The organism is Streptomyces sp. 351MFTsu5.1 (assembly GCF_000383655.1).
Classification (GTDB): Bacteria; Actinomycetota; Actinomycetes; order Streptomycetales; family Streptomycetaceae; genus Streptomyces; species Streptomyces griseorubiginosus.
In genome coordinates, this window is sequence record NZ_KB911789.1 from 22,903 (window position 1) to 41,026 (window position 18,124).

The 18,124-nt window shown below is 69.9% G+C and carries 15 protein-coding genes and 2 tRNA genes; 11 read left to right on the forward strand and 6 right to left on the reverse strand.

Annotated features, from left to right (window positions below; genetic code table 11):
• The first annotated feature begins 173 nt into the window (after positions 1 to 173).
• Positions 174 to 1,121, forward strand: a complete 948-nt coding sequence (locus H295_RS0129255; protein ID WP_028809854.1) for a D-2-hydroxyacid dehydrogenase — start codon at positions 174 to 176, stop codon at positions 1,119 to 1,121.
• Positions 1,122 to 1,143: 22 nt separating this feature from the next.
• Entirely contained in the window at positions 1,144 to 2,565 is a 1,422-nt protein-coding gene (locus H295_RS0129260) for an amidase (protein ID WP_020138904.1), read from the forward strand.
• A 385-nt stretch (positions 2,566 to 2,950) separates the two neighbouring features.
• On the opposite strand, the gene H295_RS0129265 is transcribed toward H295_RS0129260, so the two are convergent.
• Positions 2,951 to 3,445 carry a DUF3830 family protein gene (locus H295_RS0129265; protein WP_020138905.1) on the reverse strand — a complete coding sequence of 165 codons (495 nt, stop codon included), beginning with the start codon at positions 3,443 to 3,445 and terminating at the stop codon, positions 2,951 to 2,953.
• A 126-nt stretch (positions 3,446 to 3,571) separates the two neighbouring features.
• Between H295_RS0129265 and ehuB the strand changes: the two genes are divergently transcribed.
• The 6 genes from ehuB to H295_RS0129295 all read left to right on the forward strand — a co-directional run bounded on the left by ehuB (position 3,572) and on the right by H295_RS0129295 (position 7,835).
• Positions 3,572 to 4,465, forward strand: coding sequence for an ectoine/hydroxyectoine ABC transporter substrate-binding protein EhuB (gene ehuB / locus H295_RS0129270; RefSeq protein ID WP_051135626.1), 894 nt, complete (start codon positions 3,572 to 3,574; stop codon positions 4,463 to 4,465).
• Complete coding sequence (gene ehuC, locus H295_RS0129275; protein ID WP_020138907.1) at positions 4,462 to 5,184, forward strand: ectoine/hydroxyectoine ABC transporter permease subunit EhuC; 723 nt, start codon at positions 4,462 to 4,464, stop codon at positions 5,182 to 5,184. Before ehuB ends, ehuC begins: the two co-directional genes overlap by 4 nt.
• The gene (ehuD, locus tag H295_RS0129280) at positions 5,181 to 5,831 is read left to right on the forward strand and encodes an ectoine/hydroxyectoine ABC transporter permease subunit EhuD (RefSeq protein WP_020138908.1); all 651 of its coding nucleotides are present in this window, start codon (positions 5,181 to 5,183) and stop codon (positions 5,829 to 5,831) included. Before ehuC ends, ehuD begins: the two co-directional genes overlap by 4 nt.
• Positions 5,832 to 5,841: 10 nt before the next feature.
• Complete coding sequence (gene ehuA / locus H295_RS0129285; RefSeq protein ID WP_020138909.1) at positions 5,842 to 6,618, forward strand: ectoine/hydroxyectoine ABC transporter ATP-binding protein EhuA; 777 nt, start codon at positions 5,842 to 5,844, stop codon at positions 6,616 to 6,618.
• A 220-nt stretch (positions 6,619 to 6,838) separates the two neighbouring features.
• Complete coding sequence (locus H295_RS0129290) at positions 6,839 to 7,597, forward strand: IclR family transcriptional regulator (protein WP_020138910.1); 759 nt, start codon at positions 6,839 to 6,841, stop codon at positions 7,595 to 7,597.
• Positions 7,598 to 7,761: 164 nt separating this feature from the next.
• Positions 7,762 to 7,835: transfer RNA gene (locus tag H295_RS0129295), tRNA-Lys, on the forward strand.
• Between the two features lie 103 nt (positions 7,836 to 7,938).
• Here the strand turns inward: H295_RS0129295 and H295_RS0129300 are convergent.
• The 5 genes from H295_RS0129300 to H295_RS0129320 form a co-directional block, all read right to left on the reverse strand.
• Entirely contained in the window at positions 7,939 to 9,555 is a 1,617-nt protein-coding gene (locus tag H295_RS0129300; protein ID WP_020138911.1) for a long-chain-fatty-acid--CoA ligase, read from the reverse strand.
• A gap of 40 nt (positions 9,556 to 9,595) precedes the next feature.
• Positions 9,596 to 10,027 (reverse strand): DUF3592 domain-containing protein, encoded by a 432-nt coding sequence (locus H295_RS0129305; protein WP_020138912.1) that lies wholly within the window; start codon positions 10,025 to 10,027, stop codon positions 9,596 to 9,598.
• A gap of 86 nt (positions 10,028 to 10,113) precedes the next feature.
• Complete coding sequence (locus H295_RS0129310; protein ID WP_020138913.1) at positions 10,114 to 10,719, reverse strand: lytic polysaccharide monooxygenase auxiliary activity family 9 protein; 606 nt, start codon at positions 10,717 to 10,719, stop codon at positions 10,114 to 10,116.
• Between the two features lie 63 nt (positions 10,720 to 10,782).
• The gene (locus H295_RS0129315; protein ID WP_020138914.1) at positions 10,783 to 11,898 is read right to left on the reverse strand and encodes an SPFH domain-containing protein; all 1,116 of its coding nucleotides are present in this window, start codon (positions 11,896 to 11,898) and stop codon (positions 10,783 to 10,785) included.
• 83 nt (positions 11,899 to 11,981) lie between these two features.
• Positions 11,982 to 13,325 (reverse strand): peptidoglycan-binding protein, encoded by a 1,344-nt coding sequence (locus tag H295_RS0129320; protein ID WP_028809855.1) that lies wholly within the window; start codon positions 13,323 to 13,325, stop codon positions 11,982 to 11,984.
• A gap of 166 nt (positions 13,326 to 13,491) precedes the next feature.
• Here H295_RS0129320 and H295_RS0129325 point away from each other — a divergent pair.
• The 3 genes from H295_RS0129325 to H295_RS0129335 all read left to right on the forward strand — a co-directional run bounded on the left by H295_RS0129325 (position 13,492) and on the right by H295_RS0129335 (position 18,122).
• Positions 13,492 to 13,565, forward strand: a tRNA-Lys gene (locus H295_RS0129325).
• A 613-nt stretch (positions 13,566 to 14,178) separates the two neighbouring features.
• Positions 14,179 to 16,188 carry a glycosyltransferase family 2 protein gene (locus H295_RS0129330; protein ID WP_020138916.1) on the forward strand — a complete coding sequence of 670 codons (2,010 nt, stop codon included), beginning with the start codon at positions 14,179 to 14,181 and terminating at the stop codon, positions 16,186 to 16,188.
• Entirely contained in the window at positions 16,185 to 18,122 is a 1,938-nt protein-coding gene (locus tag H295_RS0129335; RefSeq protein ID WP_020138917.1) for a kelch motif-containing protein, read from the forward strand. Before H295_RS0129330 ends, H295_RS0129335 begins: the two co-directional genes overlap by 4 nt.
• Positions 18,123 to 18,124 lie beyond the last annotated feature (2 nt).

The window sequence follows — 18,124 nt, forward strand, 5'->3', positions numbered from 1 at the left end:
CCATGTCACGCTCACGTCACACCTGACCCACCCCCGGTGTTTCCGCCCACGTCAGACGCTCGGCCGCGCCGCGGAAAGCGGCGGAAAAAGGTCGGCCGGTCCTCATGAACGTGCAGAAACCGCCCGTGCGGCCCTCCCGGACCCGCGCGGCGCCCCGCAGAAACGGTGCCTCGATGTCCGTCCCCACCCTTCTCGTCCTCGACGCCGACCCGCTTCCGCGCCTCGGCAGGCTCACCGGCCGGGCCCGTGTCGAGCACGCGGACGCGACCACGCTCGCCGAGCGGCTGCCGTTGGCCGATGTGCTGCTGGTCTGGGACTTCACCTCGACCGCGGTGCGTGACGCGTGGCCGGGCGAGGGCCCGCGGCCGCGCTGGGTGCACACGGCGAGCGCGGGCGTCGACCACCTGATGTGTCCCGAACTCGCCGACTCCGACACGGTGGTGACCAACGCGCGCGGGGTCTTCGACCAGCCGATCGCCGAGTACGTGGCCGCGCTGGTCCTGACGATGGCCAAGGACCTGCCGCGGACCCTCGAGTTGCAGCGCGAGGGCGTGTGGCGGCACCGGGAGTCGCAGCGGGTGGCGGGCACGCGCGCGTGCGTGGTCGGTTCCGGGCCCATCGGCCGGGCGATCGTCGCCGCCCTCAAGGCGCTCGGCATCACCACCGCGCTGGTGGGCCGCCGTTCCCGCACCGGGATCCACGGCCCCGACGACCTCGGCCGGCTGATGGCCCGCGCGGACTGGGTGATCGCGGCCGCCCCGCTCACGGCCGAGACCCGGGGCATGTTCGACGCCCGCCGCTTCGGGATGATGCAGCCCTCCGCGCGGTTCATCAACATCGGCCGGGGCCAACTGGTCGTGGAGCAGGCGCTGGTGGAGGCGCTCACCAAGCGGTGGATCGCGGGCGCGGCCCTTGACGTCTTCGACTCCGAACCGCTGCCGCCGGACAGCCCGTTGTGGCACGTCCCCGGTCTGATCGTGTCCCCGCACATGAGCGGCGACACCGTCGGCTGGCGGGACGAACTCTCCGCGCAGTTCGTGGAGATGTACGAGCGCTGGGACGCGGGCAGATCTCTGACCAACGTGGTCGACAAGAAGCGCGGGTACGTGCCAGGGCACTGAACGCCGAGCGGAGGGGCAGCACATGCAGGACCTCACCGGACTGACCGCCGTACAACTCGTCGAGGGGTACCGCAAGGGGGAGTTCAGCCCCGTCGAGGCGACCCGGGCGGCTCTCGACCGGGCCGCGGAGATCCAGCCGGAGGTGAACGCCTTCGTGCGCCTGACCGGGGAGGAGGCCCTCGCGCAGGCGCGGGCGTCGGCGGACCGCTGGCGGCGCGGGGAGCCGTCGGGCGCGGTGGACGGCGTACCGGTCACGGTGAAGGACATCCTGCTGATGCGCGGGACACCGACGCTCAAGGGCTCCAGGACCGTCGCGGAGCACGGGAGGTGGGACGAGGACGCGCCTTCGGTGGCCCGGCTGCGGGAGAGCGGCGCGGTGTTCCTCGGCAAGACCACGACACCGGAGTTCGGCTGGAAGGGTGTCACGGACTCGCCGCTGTCGGGCGTGACCCGCAATCCGTACGACCCGACGCGCACCGCGGGCGGCTCCAGCGGGGGCGCCGCGGCGGCCGTGGCGCTCGGCGCGGGGCCGCTCGCGCTCGGCACGGACGGCGGCGGCAGTGTCCGTATCCCGGCCGCGTTCTGCGGGATCTTCGCCCTGAAGCCGACGTACGGCCGGGTGCCGCTGTACCCGGCGAGCGCCTTCGGCACCCTCGCCCATGTCGGCCCGATGACCCGGGACGCGGCCGACGCGGCCCTGCTGCTCGATGTGATCGGGGTGCCGGACTCCCGCGACTGGTCGGCACTCGGACCCGCGGCGGGCTCGTACTCCGCGGCCCTGCGGGGCGGGGTGCGGGGGCTGCGGATCGCGTACTCGCCGTCCCTCGGCGGCCAGGTGGCGGTCCAGCCCGGGGTCGCCGCGGCGGTACGGCGGGCCGTGGAGCGGCTGGCCGGACTCGGCGCGTACGTCACCGAGGCGGACCCCGACTTCGCCGACCCGGTGGAGGCCTTCCACACCCTGTGGTTCAGCGGGGCGGCCCGGGTGACCCAGCATCTGGGGCCGCACCAGCGGGAGTTGCTGGACCCCGGGCTGCGGGAGATCCGCGCGCTGGGCGGCCGGATGAGCGCGCTCGACTACCTCACCGCGGTGGACGTCCGCATGGAACTCGGCCGCCGCATGGGCCGCTTCCACGACTCCTACGACCTCCTCGTCACCCCGACGCTGCCCCTCACCGCGTTCGAGGCGGGCAGCGAGGTCCCGAAGGGCTCGGGCCACCAGCGCTGGACCGGCTGGACGCCGTTCACCTACCCCTTCAACATGACCCAGCAGCCGGCAGCAAGCGTTCCCGTCGGCACGGACGCCGACGGCCTGCCGGTGGGCCTCCAGATCATCGCCGCCCGACACCGGGACGACTTGGCACTGAGGGCGGCACACGCGCTGTACGAGGCGGGGGCGGCGGGGATCCGGCCGGGTGAGGCGGGCGCCGGGCCCGGAGGGCGGTGAGCTCCGGGCCCGGCGGGCGGCGAGCACCGGATCCGCCGGGCGGCGCGCACTGGATCCGCCGGGCGGTGAGTACCGGCTCCAGCTGGCGGCAGGCGCCGCGCCCGAGGGCTGCGAGCGCTGGCCCCGACAGGCGGGGGGCGGCAGGGATCCGGCCGGGCGAAGCGAACGCCGGGCCCGGCGGGCGGTGAGCTCCGGGCCCGGCCAGCGGCGAGCACCGGATCCGCCGGGCGGCGCGCACTGGATCCGCCGGGCGGTGAACTCCGGATCCAGCTGGCGGCAGGCGCCGCGCCCGAGGGCGGCGAGCGCTGGCCCCGACAGGCGGCGGGCGGCGGGGATCCGGATCCGGCGGCGGGCGTTGGGCTCCGGATCCGGTCGGCGGTGGGGGCTAGGCCCGGCTGAAGCGGAGGGATTCGCCCAGGGCGCCTGCGCGCCAGAGGTCGTTGCAGGCCTCGGCGAGGGCGTCCAGGTTCTCGGTCACCTCGCCCCACACGGTGCCCGGCACCCAGCCCACGTCCCCGTTCAGGAGCAGGTTGTTGCGTTCGTAGAAGAGGGCGAGGTCGACGACGGTCGTGTCCGGGCGGACCTCCCGGTCGTAGCCGTGGGACGGCGTCCCGAGCTGGGTGCCCGCGAAGGAGAAATAGCAGAGATCTCCGGGAATGGGGGTGACTGTCGGGTTTTCCAGAGGCGGTTCGTTTTCCGCGAACGGTGCGAAGAGGGCGTAGACCTCATTGCGCGCGTACTTCGCGTGATAGACGTCACCGGCGAGCGGAAGGGCACTCCATACGGCCGCGCACGTGAGCGGCGCCCGGTCGTCGAGGAGCTTTGCCGTGGCGGTGATCCCGCGCTTGACCAGCGAGACTTCGATGTAACGGTCAGCCATGCACTCCATGGTCCCCCGCCGGTCAAGAGGGCCTCCACGAAAACGGGGCTCGAATAAATCCGCATAGGTCGCATCCGGTCGGGTAGCCGCGCCGCCATGGCTCCACCACTGGAACATGGCGAACACATGGAACATGGCGAACACATATCCGGAACCACCCGCCGATCGCTGCTCGCGGGGGTGGCGGCGCTCGGCGCGCTGGGCGCCGCGGGCTGCTCGCGCGTGGCCACCGCCTCGACCGAGGGAGGCGGCGAGCTGCTCGACCGGCTGCGGGCGACCGGGGTCGTACGGCTGGGAATCGCCGGTGAGATCCCCTTCGGTTACATCGACAAGAACGGCGACCTGACCGGCGAGGCACCCGAACTCGCGCGGGTCGTCTTCAAGCGGCTGGGCGTGGAAAAGGTGCAGCCGGTGCCCACCGAGTTCGGATCGCTCATTCCCGGCCTGAATTCACAGCAGTTCGATGTCGTGGCGGCCGGCATGTATGTCACCCCGGAACGCTGCGAACAGGTGATCTTCGCGGATCCCGACTATCAGATGCTCGATTCCTTCATCGTGCGCAAGGGAAATCCAAAAGGTCTTCACAACTACAAGGACGTCGTCGAGAAGAAGGCGAAGTTCGCCACCGGCACCGGATACGCGGAGATCCAGTACGCCGTCGAGGCGGGGTACAAGGAGAGCGACATCCTGATCGTGCCGGACCAGGTCGCGGGGCTGAACGCGGTGGAGGCCGGACGCGTCGACGTGTTCGCCGGGACCGCGCTGACCACCCGTGAGGTGGTGAAGAAGTCGGCCAAGGCGGAGGCGACGAAGGCCTTCACCCCGACCGTGGGCGGCAAGCCGCACGTCGACGGGGGCGCCTTCGCGTTCCGCCGCACCGAGACGAACCTGCGGGACGCCTTCAACGTCGAGCTGCGGAAGCTGAAGAAGAGCGGGGAGCTGTTCCGGATCCTCAAGCCCTTCGGGTTCACGCAGGCCGAGATGACGGACCTGACCGCGAAGGAGCTCTGCGGCGGATGACCTCCGGACTCTGGGAACTGGTGCTCAAGGGCGTCTGGACGACCGTCCAGCTGCTGGTGTTCAGCTCGCTGCTGGCCGCCGCCGTCTCCTTCGTCGTCGGTGTGCTGCGCACCCACCGGCTGTGGATCGTCCGCTTCCTCGCGGGCTTCTACACCGAGGTGTTCCGCGGGACCTCGGCGCTGGTGATGATCTTCTGGGTGTTCTTCGTGCTGCCCCCGGCCTTCGGCTGGCAGCTCGTGCCCATGTGGGCGGGCACGCTCGCGCTCGGCCTGACCTACGGTGCGTACGGCTCCGAGATCGTGCGCGGGGCGCTCAAGGCGGTCGACCCGGCCCAGCAGGAGGGCGGGATCGCGCTGAGCTTCACGCCCTGGCAGCGGCTGCGGCTGATCCTGCTGCCGCAGGCGGTGCCGGAGATGATCCCGCCGTTCTCCAACCTGCTGGTCGAACTGCTCAAGGGCACCGCGCTGGTGTCCGTGATGGGCATGGGTGACCTGGCCTTCAGCGGCAACCTGGTGCGGCTCGCGCTCCAGGAGAGCGCCGGGATCTACACGTATCTGCTGCTCATCTACTTCGTGATCGCCTTCCTGCTCACCCGGCTGATGCGGGGGCTGGAGACGAAGTTGAAGGCAGGGGTCGGCAAGGAGCCCCAGCGCGGCCTCGACACCGAGACCGAGCTGAAGCGGGGCCGGACCACGGGCGTAGGAGGTCGTGTCGCATGACGTGGGACTGGAGTGCCGTAAGCGACTTCATGCCGCAGTTCTGGGACGGTCTGCTGGTCACCCTTCAGGCCCTCGCGCTCGGCTCGCTGATCTCCTTCGTGCTGGGCCTGGTGTGGGCGCTGCTGATGCGCGCGCCCTCGCGGTTCGTGCGCTGGCCGGTCGGGGTGGTCACGGAGTTCGTGCGCAACACCCCGCTGCTGGTGCAGCTGTTCTTCCTCTTCTACGTGCTGCCCGAGTGGGGCGTGACCCTGTCCGCGCTGGCCACCGGTGTCATCGGGATCGGGCTGCACTACTCGACGTACACGATGCAGGTCTACCGGGCCGGTATCGAGGCGGTGCCCGCCGGCCAGTGGGAGGCGGCGACGGCGCTGAACCTGCCGAGGATCAGGACCTGGCAGGTGGTGATCCTGCCGCAGGCGATCCGCCGGGTCGTGCCGGCCCTCGGCAACTACGTGATCTCGATGCTCAAGGACACCCCGATGCTGATGGTGATCACGGTCCTGGAGATGCTCGGCGAGGCGCGGCTGTTCGCGCAGGAGCACTTCCAGTTCACCGAGCCGCTGACCGTGATCGGCGTGGCCTTCATCGTCATCTCCTATCTGGCCTCCCTTCTCCTGCGATCCCTGGAGCGACGTCTTGTCCGCTGACACTCCCCTGATGAAAGAGCCCGACGCCCACACCAACCCGCCGGTGGACGGCAGCGAGCTGATCCGCTTCGAGGACGTCACCAAGCGCTTCGGGTCGAACACCGTCCTGGACCGGCTGAACTTCTCGGTCGACTCCGGCAAGCACGTGACGCTGATCGGCCCCTCCGGCTCCGGCAAGACCACGATCCTGCGGATGCTGATGACCCTGACCAAGCCCGACGAGGGGACGGTCAGCGTCGACGGGGAGAAGCTGTTCCCGGCGCCGGAGAAGCAGCTGCGCGAGGTGCGCAAGAAGATCGGGATGGTCTTCCAGCAGTTCAACCTGTTCCCGAACATGTCGGTCCTCAGGAACATCACCGAGGCGCCCGTCACCGTCCTCGGCATGTCCAAGGACGAGGCGGAGGCACGCGCGCGTGAGCTGCTCGACCTGGTGGGGCTCGCCGACAAGGCCGGGGCACGGCCGACCCAGCTGTCCGGCGGGCAGCAGCAGCGGGTGGCGATCGCACGGGCGCTGGCCATGCGGCCGCGGGTGCTGCTGCTCGACGAGGTGACCTCGGCGCTGGACCCGGAGCTGGTGGCGGGTGTCCTCGACGTGCTGCGGGACATCGCCCGCACCACCGACATCACGATGCTCTGTGTGACCCACGAGATGGGCTTCGCCCGGGACATCTCCGACCAGGTCCTGATGTTCGACGCGGGCCGGATCATCGAGTCGGGGCCGCCGGAGAAGATGTTCAGCGAGCCCGAGCAGGACCGCACCCGGGAATTTCTCAGCGCGGTTCTCTGACCGCAGGAAGTGAACAGAGTTCAACCTTCGAGGTCCCGGACCCGGGTCATGTCTCTGGCATATGCCACCGAGCCAGCGCCCCTGCTGAGGGGGCCGACCCGGGGACGGAATCTCGTCAACAGCCGCTCACTACAAGCCTTTTGGCGGCTATCGTGGAGGGGATCGCTGTCTGGATTACGGCCCAGTAGTAGTGCGACCGAGCGAGCGCAGGGGGAACACCGTGGCGCTGAAGCACGAACCGACCGCGCCGTACCACTCGGCCCAGGACGCACTGCGCGTCCTGGAGACCGTGGCACGGCACACCGCCGGAGTCACCGACACCGAACTCGCCCGCACGACCGGCCTCGACCCGGAGCGACTGACCGCGCTCCTGAGGATGCTGCGCCGTGAGGGGTACGTCGAGCAGGTGGCGGACGGCGCGTATGTGACGGGGGACGCCCTGACCAGGCTGACCTCCGTCCGGGACCGCGAAGAGGGGCTGCGCGACCAGCTCCAGCGCACCCTCGACGAGCTGCGCGACTCGATCGGCGCGGCGGTCTACATCAGCCGGTACGTCGACGGTGAGATCTCCGTCGACCAGTACGCCGACGGGCCCGCGACCCCGGCGGTCAACGAGTGGGTGGACTTCCGCTCCTCCGCGCATGCGACGGCGGTGGGCAAGAGCCTGCTGAGCCAGCTCGACCACAACGGCCGGCGGGACCATCTCTCCCGGCACCGGATGACCCGGCTCACGTCCCGCACGATCACCAGCGACAAGCTGCTGCTCTCCCGTCTGGAGACCCAGCCCCCGACGGTTCCCCACCTCGATCTCCAGGAGTACGCGGTGGGCACGGTCTGCGCGGCGGTGCCGATCACGGCGGGGTCGATGGTGGGATGCCTCGCGCTGTCGCTGCCGGTCGAGCAGGCGCATCGCCTGCGGCGGGCCACGGAGCGGTTGAATCGGGGGGCGGCGCCGGTTCTCTTGTCGCTGGCGATCTAGGAGCAGCACGGAAGGTCGTCAGTCGACTGCGGGTCGGTGGGGGCTGGTCGCGCAGTTCCCCGCGCCCCTAGGTCGGCTCACTCGCCGGTGGTCAGAAGCACCCCTTCCGACCGGGTAGTATTTTCTCTGTTGCCAGCCGCCGAGAGGTGGTCGGCGAGAGTCATGCGCCGCTAGCTCAGTTGGTTAGAGCAGCTGACTCTTAATCAGCGGGTCCGGGGTTCGAGTCCCTGGCGGCGCACCGGTGAAGGGCCTTTCGTGGGAGCGAGAGGCCCTTCGGCGTGTTTTCGGGTGCCGTCAGCAGCGGCTGGGGGTCTGGGGGTTATCCCCCAGGAGATACAGCATCAGCGGGTCCGGGGTTCGAGTCCCTGGCGGCGCACCGGTGAAGGGCCTTTCGTGGGAGCGAAGGGCCCTTCGGCGTTTTCCCTGGTCCAGACGGGGTCCTTGCAGTTCAGGCCCTCTCTCCTGAGCTGGGCTCGGTTGATCTTGTTTGTGGCGGTGACCGGCATGTGGTCCACGACCCGCACGTACCGCGGGGCCATCTTCGTGCCGAGGTCCGGCTGGGCCGCCAGGAAGGCCGCGAAGGCGACGGGGTCGAAGGTTCCGGCGATCGTCGCCATCACCTGGTCCCCGGTCACCGGATCCGGCACCGCGTACACGGCGACCGCCTCCGCCCCCTCGTACCGCGCGAGGATGTTCTCGATCATCGCGGCGGCCAGGTTCTCACTGTCGACGCGCAGCCTGTCGTCGGTGCGGCCCGCGAAGTACAGGTAGCCCTCGGCGTCCCGGTAGAAGAGGTCGCCGGTCCAGTACCAGCCGTCCCGGCGCCGCTCGGCATCCGCCTCGGGGTTGCGCCAGTACCCCTCGAAGGGGTTCGGCGCCCGGTTCACCAGCTCCCCTATCGCCTCGTCCCCGTTCAGCAGCCGCCCGGCCGCGTCGAAGCGTGCGGGCGGTCGCTCCCGGCCCGTCTCCTGATCCAGTACGACGAGCCCGGGCCCCGCCCGGCCGACCGCGCCCCGGGGCGTCCCCGGCGCCCACTGGATCGCCGCGCCGCCCTCGGAGGAGCCGTACCCCTCCACCAGCCGCACCCCGAACCGCCGCTCGAAGGCAGCCGCGTCCACCGCCCCTGCCTCGGTGCCGAAGCCGAGCCGCAGCGGGTTGTCCCGGTCGTCCTCGCGCGGCTCGGTGGCGAGGACGTACTGGACGGCCCGGCCGACATAGGTGAAGTACGTCGCCCGGTACGCGCGCACGTCCACCAGGAACCCCGATGCCGAGAACCGCCGCCTGAGCGCGACCCCGGCACCGGTCGCCAGCGCGGGCGCCCAGTCGGCGATCACCGCGTTGCCGTGGAACATCGGCATGCAGACGTAGTGCACCCCGTCGGGGCCGAGCCGGAACTGGTCGGCCAGGGAACGCCCGGCGGCGGCCAGCCGGCCCTGGGAGCAGAGCGCGGCCTTGGGAGCGCCGGTGGAGCCGGAGGTGAAGTAGAGGAGGAGCCGGTCCTCGGGGGCGGCGCGGGAGGCGTCTGGTTCGGCACCGGCGTAGGGCGCGAGCAGGCTGTCGTACTCCTCGGAGCCGGTCACCAGGAGACGGACGCCGGGCAGGTCGAGGCCGCGCAGCAACGGGAGTTGGGAGGGCTCGGTGACGAGCAGGCGGCACTCGGTGTGCAGGATGTCGCGGGCGAGTTCGGGGCCCCGGCGGGTGGGGTTGATGCCGGCGACGGCGGCCCGGGCGAGGGCGGCCGCGCTCAACCACATCGGGTATTCAGGGGTGTTGTCGAGCAGGACGCCGATGTGGGCGCCGGGCCCCGGCAGCAGGTCGGCGAGGAGCGCCGACCGCGCGGCGGCACCGGCCGCCACCTCGTGGTGGGTGTACTCCCGCCCCTCGAACCACAGTCCGGGCCGGTGGTCCCCCCACCGTCCGACGACGAGCTCCGCGACCGTATGCCTCCTGGGGTCCATGAGGGCGCACGGTAGTTGACGGAGCGTCAGATGTGGAGGGCTAGGGCATCGCGGCGAAGGCGGCCATGAAGCCGGCACAGAACAGGACGACCACCCCGGCGAAGGCCACCACTGCGAAGGCGGCGCAGCCCTGCCCGCCGCCGGGACGGGCCGTGGCCACGATACGGGGGCCCTCGGCGTAGTGCGCGGTGACGACATCGCCCTCGAGTACGGCGCCCGGGCCGCCCTCCTCCTCGAAGCGGACCACCCGGCCGTCGCGGGTCCTGAACTCGTATACATGCCGCAGGCTCGTGCGCACCCGGCTGTCGCCGCCTCCGCGCGCCACGGCGTACACCCGCAGGCACCGCGCCTCGGCGGTGAGCCCGCTCCTCAAGGCTCTGCGCATCCGCAGCCAGCGCCGCACCATGAGGTACGCACCGGAAAGGGCCACGGCCATGATCAGGACGGGAATGGCATAGAAGAAGGCGCTCATGACGGATCCCCCGAGGTCAGGCACCGATCGCTTGATCGTGTGGGGGAACCTACCCCGGGGGAAGCCTGGACTGTCTCAAGCGATGCTCAGAACGTGACGTCCGAGCAGGCGTAGAACGCGTTGGTCGTGTCGGCGATCGTCCACACCGCGACGATCACGTGCCGTCCGCTGAGCCCGGACGGCAGGGTGCCGCTGTGCGAGAGGGTGGAGGGGGGTCGCTGGCCGTTGTAGGGGACGGTCAGGAACGGGGTGAGGTTGAGGTCGGAGCGGGCGAGGTTGTGGTTCTGGTTCCAGCCCGCCTTGGTGACGTAGTACTTGAAGTCGGTCGTGGCGTGCATGGCCGTGAACTGCCAGCGGAACGTGTAGCTCTGCCCGCCCGTGACCCTGGTCGCCGGCCAGGCGGCGCCCGACGGGGTCCTCGGTGCGCTGAGCTGGCTGAAGCGGCTGACGCCGCCGTTGCAGATCTGGCCGTCGGCGGGTCCGCCGGCCGGGAAGCCCTTGGGGCCCTCGACGCTCTGCGGCTCCCACTGGATGTCGCCGCAGTTCGTCACGGTGCCGTTCTGGCAGAGCTTCTGCCTGCTGATGGGGAGGTCGGTGTAGCCGTGGCCGCTGGCACCTCCGGTGGAGAGGACGAGGGTGCCGGCGGTGGTGAGGCCGAGCGCGGTGGCGTACCACTTGGTCCTTCTGCGCATGCTGCTGCTCCTGGGAACGTGGGGAAGTTCTGAGCTTGCAGGTCTAGACCAAGTAGCAGCGTATTACCGTGTGTTGACCGTGTCCATACACCCCGAGGAGAACGCGACCGTCAGGTCCTTCACGAGCGCCTTGCGTTCGTAGTCGTCCAGTTCGACCAGGCCGCGCATGGTCAGCCGGGTCACCGTGTCCTCCACCGAGTCCACGACCGACGTCAGCACGGTCGCCCGGTGCTGGGCGTCCAGCGCGGCGATCCGGCGGCGGTGCATCGCGGCGGCGACCTCCGGGGCGTACTCGATGCGCAGCGGCTGCACCGAGAACACCTGCACGCCGACCGCGGCGGTCTCCGCGGCCACCAGCCGGGTCAGCGCCTCCCCCGCCGCGTCTGCCGAACCGCGTCCCGAGCCCGGCGCCTCCACCGGGATCCGGGCGAGCGCGGCCTCGACGCACTCGCGCAGATAGGTCTCGTGGTCGTCGACGCCGAGCGTGGCCCGCGCGGTGTCCCGCACCCGCCACACCACGAGGACCACGACCCTGAGCCCGACCCCGCTCGCGTCGGCCGCCGCCATCGGCTCGCTGCGCCAGTGCCGCAGCCGTACGTCGACCCGGCGGCGCAGCAGCAGCGGGTTGACCCACATCAGCCCGGTGCGCCGGACGGTCCCCCGGTAGCGGCCGAACAGCCCGAGCACCCAGGCCCGTCCGGTCCGGCCCCGGGCCAGCCCGCCGAAGCCGAAGAGCCCGAGGGCACCGGCGCCCGCATAGGCGGCCCACTGCACCGGGCCGAGGCCCGCGGTCGTGTACGACGGCAGCCGCAGCGCCTCCAGCACCAGCGGCGGTACGACTCCCGCCCACCACGAGGTGACCGCGCACCCGGCCAGACCGCAGACGCCGGCGAGGACGCCCGCCGCGCCCGGCAGCACCCGCGCGGGCCGCTCGGCCAGTTCAGGGTCTACGTCGGGGGCGGAGCGCGGGGCGGCCTGGGCGGTCCTGCGCAGACGGGGCTGCTCGCCGGTGCCCTGTCTACGGGCCACCACGGCGGGCTTGAGGGGGACCGACACCGGGTCCGGGTCGTCGCGGAACAGCAGGTGGACCGGGATCTCGGTGGTCACCTCGTTCTGGATGAGCCGGGCCGGCCGGGACGGTCCCTCGGACTCGGGGGTGTGTGAAGTGGTCGTACTCATGAGTGCCTCCAGCCTCCGCGCCAGATGCGTCACAACAAGGGGGACGGACGGGTGATGCCAACTGCTGAGGAGTGGGCCGGGCCCTACGAGAAGAGCCGGCGCCAGGTCTCCGGGCCCGGGTAGCCGTCCGCCGCGCCGCCGCGCCAGCCCTGGGCGCGCTGGAAGGCCTCCACTCCTCGCCGGTCCGGCTCGCCCCAGCGCGGTCCCGGGCCGGTCGTGTAGTACTTGCCGAATCCTTTCTTCACGAGCTGTCGGCCGAGCTGGGTGACGTACTTGTTGGAGGCGCCGGGCCGGAACATCGCGCGGCCCGGATAGCCGGGGACCCCGTGCGAGGAGGGTGCGGGCGGTCCCGCAGCCCCGGTCTGGCCGTTCGCCCCGATGTCCTTGCCGCCGCCGGTCACCAGCAGGGTCCAGGTCTGGGCGCCCGGCAGCCCGTCCGCGTCCCCGCCCCGCCAGCCCTGCGCCTGCTGGAAGGCCTGGGTGGCCCTGCGGTCCGCGTCCGACCAGCGGGGACCGGGTCCTGAGGTGTAGAAGCCCGCGGCACCGCGCGCCACGAGCATGCGGCCGAGCTGGGTGACGTACTTGTTGTTGGCGCCGGGACCGAAGTACGCGGCGCCGGGGTAGGGCGCGGTGTCCGGGGTCTGCGGCTTGGCGGGGTCCGGGTTCGTGCCGTCCGGGGTGGCGCCGTCCGGCTCGGTGCCCGGGGTGCCGGCCGCGAGACCCTTGTACCGGTAGGCGACGTACCGGTCGGAGTTGCTCCAGTAGGCGTAGGGGGTGGCCTGCTTGCGGGCGTAGGGGCGGGTCTCCTCGTAGGCGAGGTAGTAGGTGTGCGTGTAGTCGGTCCAGCCGCCGAAGATGACGACGTGGGAGCCGTTCTCGGGGTTGGACGGGTTGTGGAAGAGCAGGATGTCGCCGGGCTGGAGGTCGTCCTTGGCGATCCGGACGCCGTACTGGGCGAGGCTGCCCGTCCATTCGTTGCGCGGCAGGCTCCAGGCCATGGAGACGAAGCCGGAACAGTCCTGGCGGTAACCGTCGCCCCAGTACTCGGACATGCTGTACGGCACCCGGGCGGCGACCCACTGCTTGGCCCGCCGGATGATGTCGGCGCGGGTGGTGGTGGGTGTCCCCATGGGGGCGGGTTTGGCGCCGGGGCCGTGCAGGGGGGCCTTGTCGCCCTGGGGGGTGTCGGGCTCGTCGGCCCTGGGGGCGCCGGGGCGGGTGGGGGCCTGGGGGGCGGCGAAGGCGGGAGCCGCGTGCAGGGCGCCGAAGGCGGTGGCGGCGGTGGCGGCCGTGGCGGCGAGGATCACGGTTCGGGCGGCGGCGGGGTGACCGCCGGCCGGGCGGGGGAGGACGCGGCGCCAGTGGACGCATCCGGGGCAGTCGCAGTCGTTCTCGGGATCGATCTCCTCGAACACCGGAGTCTCCATGCGACGCCCCTCACCCTGAAGGTCGAAATGTCCGCAACTGTGCACGTTCGCCAGTTTCTCAACTGTCGCCCGGACACGCATGCTGACGGTCCGAATGATGTACGGCCCCCCTGCGCCCCGGTCCGCAGCACCCTCCGGCATCCGGTAGAGTCGTGCAGGTCAGCAGGCGCCGCTAGCTCAGTTGGTTAGAGCAGCTGACTCTTAATCAGCGGGTCCGGGGTTCGAGTCCCTGGCGGCGCACCGACAGTGAAGGCCTTTCGCGAGAGCGGGGGGTCTTCATTTTTTGCGTCCACTGCAGGCGGCTGGGGGTCCGGGGGTCATCCCCCGGGAGATGCAGCATCAGCGGGTCCGGGGTTCGAGTCCCTGGCGGCGCACGCATGATCGAAGGCCCTCCGTGGAAACGGGGGGCCTTCGGCGTTGTCGGGAATCTCGCGTCGGGGCGCACGCATATTCGACCGTTCCTCGTGGTGTGGCGGTCCCGGTGGGCCCTTTCTCAAAGCGTGGGTCTTCTTGTGCGAGAGGCGCAACAATGAACACGTATGACCGGTAAACACCGCGTTTCGCATCTTGCGATCATGATGAGCACCGTAGAACCCTGGATTTCAAGATGCTGCGTATACGCGGCAGTTGGGGGGCAAGGAGACGGTTGCCAGAGTTGCGGGGAAAGGGGCCCCGCTGCCGAGGATGCCGGAGGGGGCGTCTGCAACCGGAAGGCCGCTTTCACATGTCTGACATGGTGAGGATTGTGGTGACTGCGGCACACCACTGATACGTCTGTGAAGGTCGAGGGGGACCGGACCAGCCGTAAGGAAACGACAACACGCGGCCCCGTCCGCGTGTGGGGGGATGACTCATGACGTCGACGCCGACGGGCGCCCGGCAGAACTTCGACCCGTCCGAAACCACTCAGTTCAGGCTGCCTTCGCATCGGACCGGCGCTCCGCGCCACATGGAGAGGACGCTTCCGAAGTACGACTACGAGCACTACAGCAGACTGGCAGGTCCTCTCACCCAGCCCGACCCGGGCAAGCCCTACAGGGTCCAGTACCGCTCGCTGATCTCACAGGAGCCGCACCGCATCAGAGTCGCACTGATGCTCGCCGCGGCCCCGCTGCTCTCCCTGGTCCTGCTGGGCTGGCTGCTCCAGCCCGAACACTGGACCGAGCGCGACTACCCGGCCTTCTCGTGGCTGCCGGCCCTGGACATCGTCATGCTCGTCTCGATCGGCCTGATCGAGTTCTTCCGCTGCATGAACGTCCTGTCCAACGCGCACGCCACATTGGTCGCCCGGGACCCGATCCCGGTGGTCCCCGAGACCGGCACCAGAGTCGCCTTCCTCACCTCCTTCGTGCCCGGCAAGGAGCCGCTGGAGATGGTGACGAAGACCCTGGAAGCCGCGGTCAGGATCCGCCACCGCGGCCTCATGCACGTCTGGCTCCTGGACGAGGGCGACGACCCGGCGGTCAAGGAGGTCTGCGCGCGCCTCGGTGTGCACCACTTCTCCCGCAAGGGCGTCGAGAAGTGGAACCAGCCCAAGGGCGCGCACCGGGCCAGGACCAAGCACGGCAACTACAACGCCTGGCTGGACGCGCACGGCGACCAGTACGACTTCTTCGCCTCGGTCGACACCGACCACGTGCCGCTGCCCAACTACCTGGAGCGGATGCTCGGCTTCTTCCGCGACCCGGACGTCGGCTTCGTGATCGGCCCGCAGGTCTACGGCAACTACGACAACTTCGTCACCAAGGCCGCCGAGTCCCAGCAGTTCCTCTTCCACGCCCTGATCCAGCGGGCCGGCAACAAGTACGGCGCCCCCATGTTCGTGGGCACCTCCAACGCCGTACGGATCAGCGCGCTCAAGCAGATCGGCGGGCTGTACGACTCGATCACCGAGGACATGGCGACCGGGTTCGAGATGCACCGCCACAAGAACCCGGCCACCGGGAGGAAGTGGCGCTCGGTCTACACCCCGGACGTGCTCGCGGTCGGTGAGGGCCCGAGTGCCTGGACGGACTTCTTCACCCAGCAGATGCGCTGGTCGCGAGGGACGTACGAGACGATCCTCAAGCAGTACTGGAAGGGCTGGTACTCGCTGCCGCCGACCAAGCTCTTCAACTACACGATGATGATCATCTTCTACCCGATGTCCGCCCTCAACTGGATCCTCGCCGCCCTGAGCTGCGCGCTGTTCCTGGGCCTGGGCGCCTCGGGTGTGAACATCGACCCCACCGTGTGGCTGATGCTCTACGGCAACGCCTCCGCGCTCCAGATCGGCCTGTACATCTGGAACCGCCGCCACAACGTCTCCCCGCACGAGCCCGAGGGATCCGGCGGCGTCGCGGGCATGGTGATGTCGGCGCTGTCCGCCCCGCTGTACGCGAAGGCGCTGGTCGACGCGGTGCTGCGACGCAAGAGCAAGTTCGTGGTCACGCCCAAGGGCGACTCGGCCAGCCCCGACCGGTGGTTCGGCACCTTCCGCTACCACTGGTACTTCATCGCGATCTTCGGCGGCTCGATCGGCGCCGGCGTCGCCCTGGGGCACTCGCACCCCGCGATGATCATCTGGGCCACCTTCGCCATGCTGATCACGGCGACACCGATCCTCACCTGGCGGCACATGCTGCGGCAGACCCGCAAGAGGTCCGCCGCATCACCGCCGCAGACAGTGGTCCCGGCCCAGCTGCCGGCACACGCCGAGGCGCGGACGCCGTACCACCAGCCGCAGGCGCAAGCGCAGCCACGGCCCGCCGCCCCGCACGCTCCGGCGCAGAAGCCGAGCTGGGCGGAGACGCACACGCAGGACGAGGGCAAGGACCAGACGATGCAGATCGCCCTCGGTGGATTCGGGGGACGTAAGGAATGAACGACCGTGCAGGCCGCCGCCGCGCCCGTCGTCTCGCGATCGGTACGGCGGTGGTCTTGGCGCTGGCCGGGATGAACGGCCCGTGGCTGTACCGCTTCGGGACGGCGAAATACCACCAGTACCAAATCAACAAGCCCGAGTACAAAGCCGCGAACGGCAAGTGGGAGATCGTCGAGTTCCCGAAGGAGTACCGGCAGAACACCATCCACGCGGCGCTGCTGCGCACCGGCAAGGTGCTGCTGGTGGCGGGGTCCGGCAACAACCAGGACAACTTCGACGCGAAGAGGTTCGACACCCGGATCTGGGACCCGGTCAAGGGCACGATCAAGAAGGTGCCGACGCCGAGCGACCTGTTCTGCACCGGGCACACCCAGCTCGCGAACGGCAATCTGCTGATCGCCGGTGGCACCAAGCGCTACGAGAAGCTCAAGGGGGACGTGACGAAGGCCGGCGGCCTGATGATCGTCCACAACGAGAACCCGGACAAGCCGATCACCCTGCCCGCGGGCACCAGATTCACCGGCAAGGAGGGCGGCAAGACCTTCGTCTCCAAGGACCCGGTCGTCGTCGAGCGGGCCACGAAGGTCTTCGACAGGAAGACCGGGAAGTTCCTGCGCAACGACCCCGGGCTCGGGCGGATCTACGTCGAGGCGCAGAAGAGCGGGCGCAAGTACGAGACCGGCACCCAGGACAACTACCGGATCCACGGGCTGACCGGGGCGGACGCGCGCAACACCTACGGCATCGCGCAGAAACTGGCCCTCGACAAGAAGGACTTCCAGGGGATCCGGGACGCCTTCGAGTTCGACCCGGTCGCCGAGAAGTACATCAAGGTCGACCCGATGAAGGAGGCCCGCTGGTACCCGACGCTCACCACCCTGAGCGACGGGAGGATCCTCAGCGTCTCCGGGCTCGACGACATCGGTCAGCTGGTGCCGGGCAAGAACGAGGTCTTCGACCCGAAGACGAAGAAGTGGACGTACACGTCGAAGATCCGGCAGTTCCCGACCTACCCAGCGCTGTTCCTCATGCAGAACGGCAAGATCTTCTACTCGGGGTCGAACGCAGGGTACGGGCCGGACAACGTGGGCCGTGACCCCGGGATCTGGGACGTGGCCGGCAACAGCTTCACGAAGATCCCGGGGCTCAGCGACGCCAAGGAGATGGAGACCTCCGGCACGGTTCTGCTGCCTCCGGCCCAGGACGAGAAGTTCATGGTGATCGGCGGGGGCGGGGTCGGTGAGTCCGCGCAGTCCAGCAACCGGACGCGGATCGTCGACCTGAAGGCGGACAGCCCGCGCTTCGTCGACGGGCCGGCGCTGGAGAAGGGGACGCGGTATCCGCAGGCGTCGATCCTTCCCGACGACAGCGTGCTGGTGTCCGGGGGGTCGGAGGACTACCGCGGGCGCGGGAACTCCAACATCCTCCAGGCACGGCTGTACCACCCGGACACGAACACGTTCGAGTCGGTGGCCGATCCCCTCGTGGGGCGGAACTACCACTCCGGGTCGCTGCTGCTGCCGGACGGGCGGGTGATGTTCTTCGGCTCGGACTCCCTGTACGGGGATGCGGCGAACACGAAGCCGGGGGTGTTCGAGCAGCGGATCGAGATCTACACGCCGCCTTATCTGTACCGGGATTCGCGTCCTTCGCTGTCCGGGGGGCCGCAGACGATCGCGCGGGGTGCGTCCGGGACGTTCACCTCTCCGCAGGCTTCTGTGATCAAGAAGGTGCGGTTGATCCGGCCAAGTGCGTCGACTCATGTGACGGATGTGGATCAGCGGTCCGTCGAAATGAAGTTCACCGTGTCGGGGGACAAGGTGAAGGTGACGATGCCTCAGAACAGGAACCTGGTGCAGTCGGGGTGGTACATGCTGTTCGTCGATGACGATCAGGGGACGCCGTCCAAGGCTCAGTGGGTTCGGGTGCCGTAAAG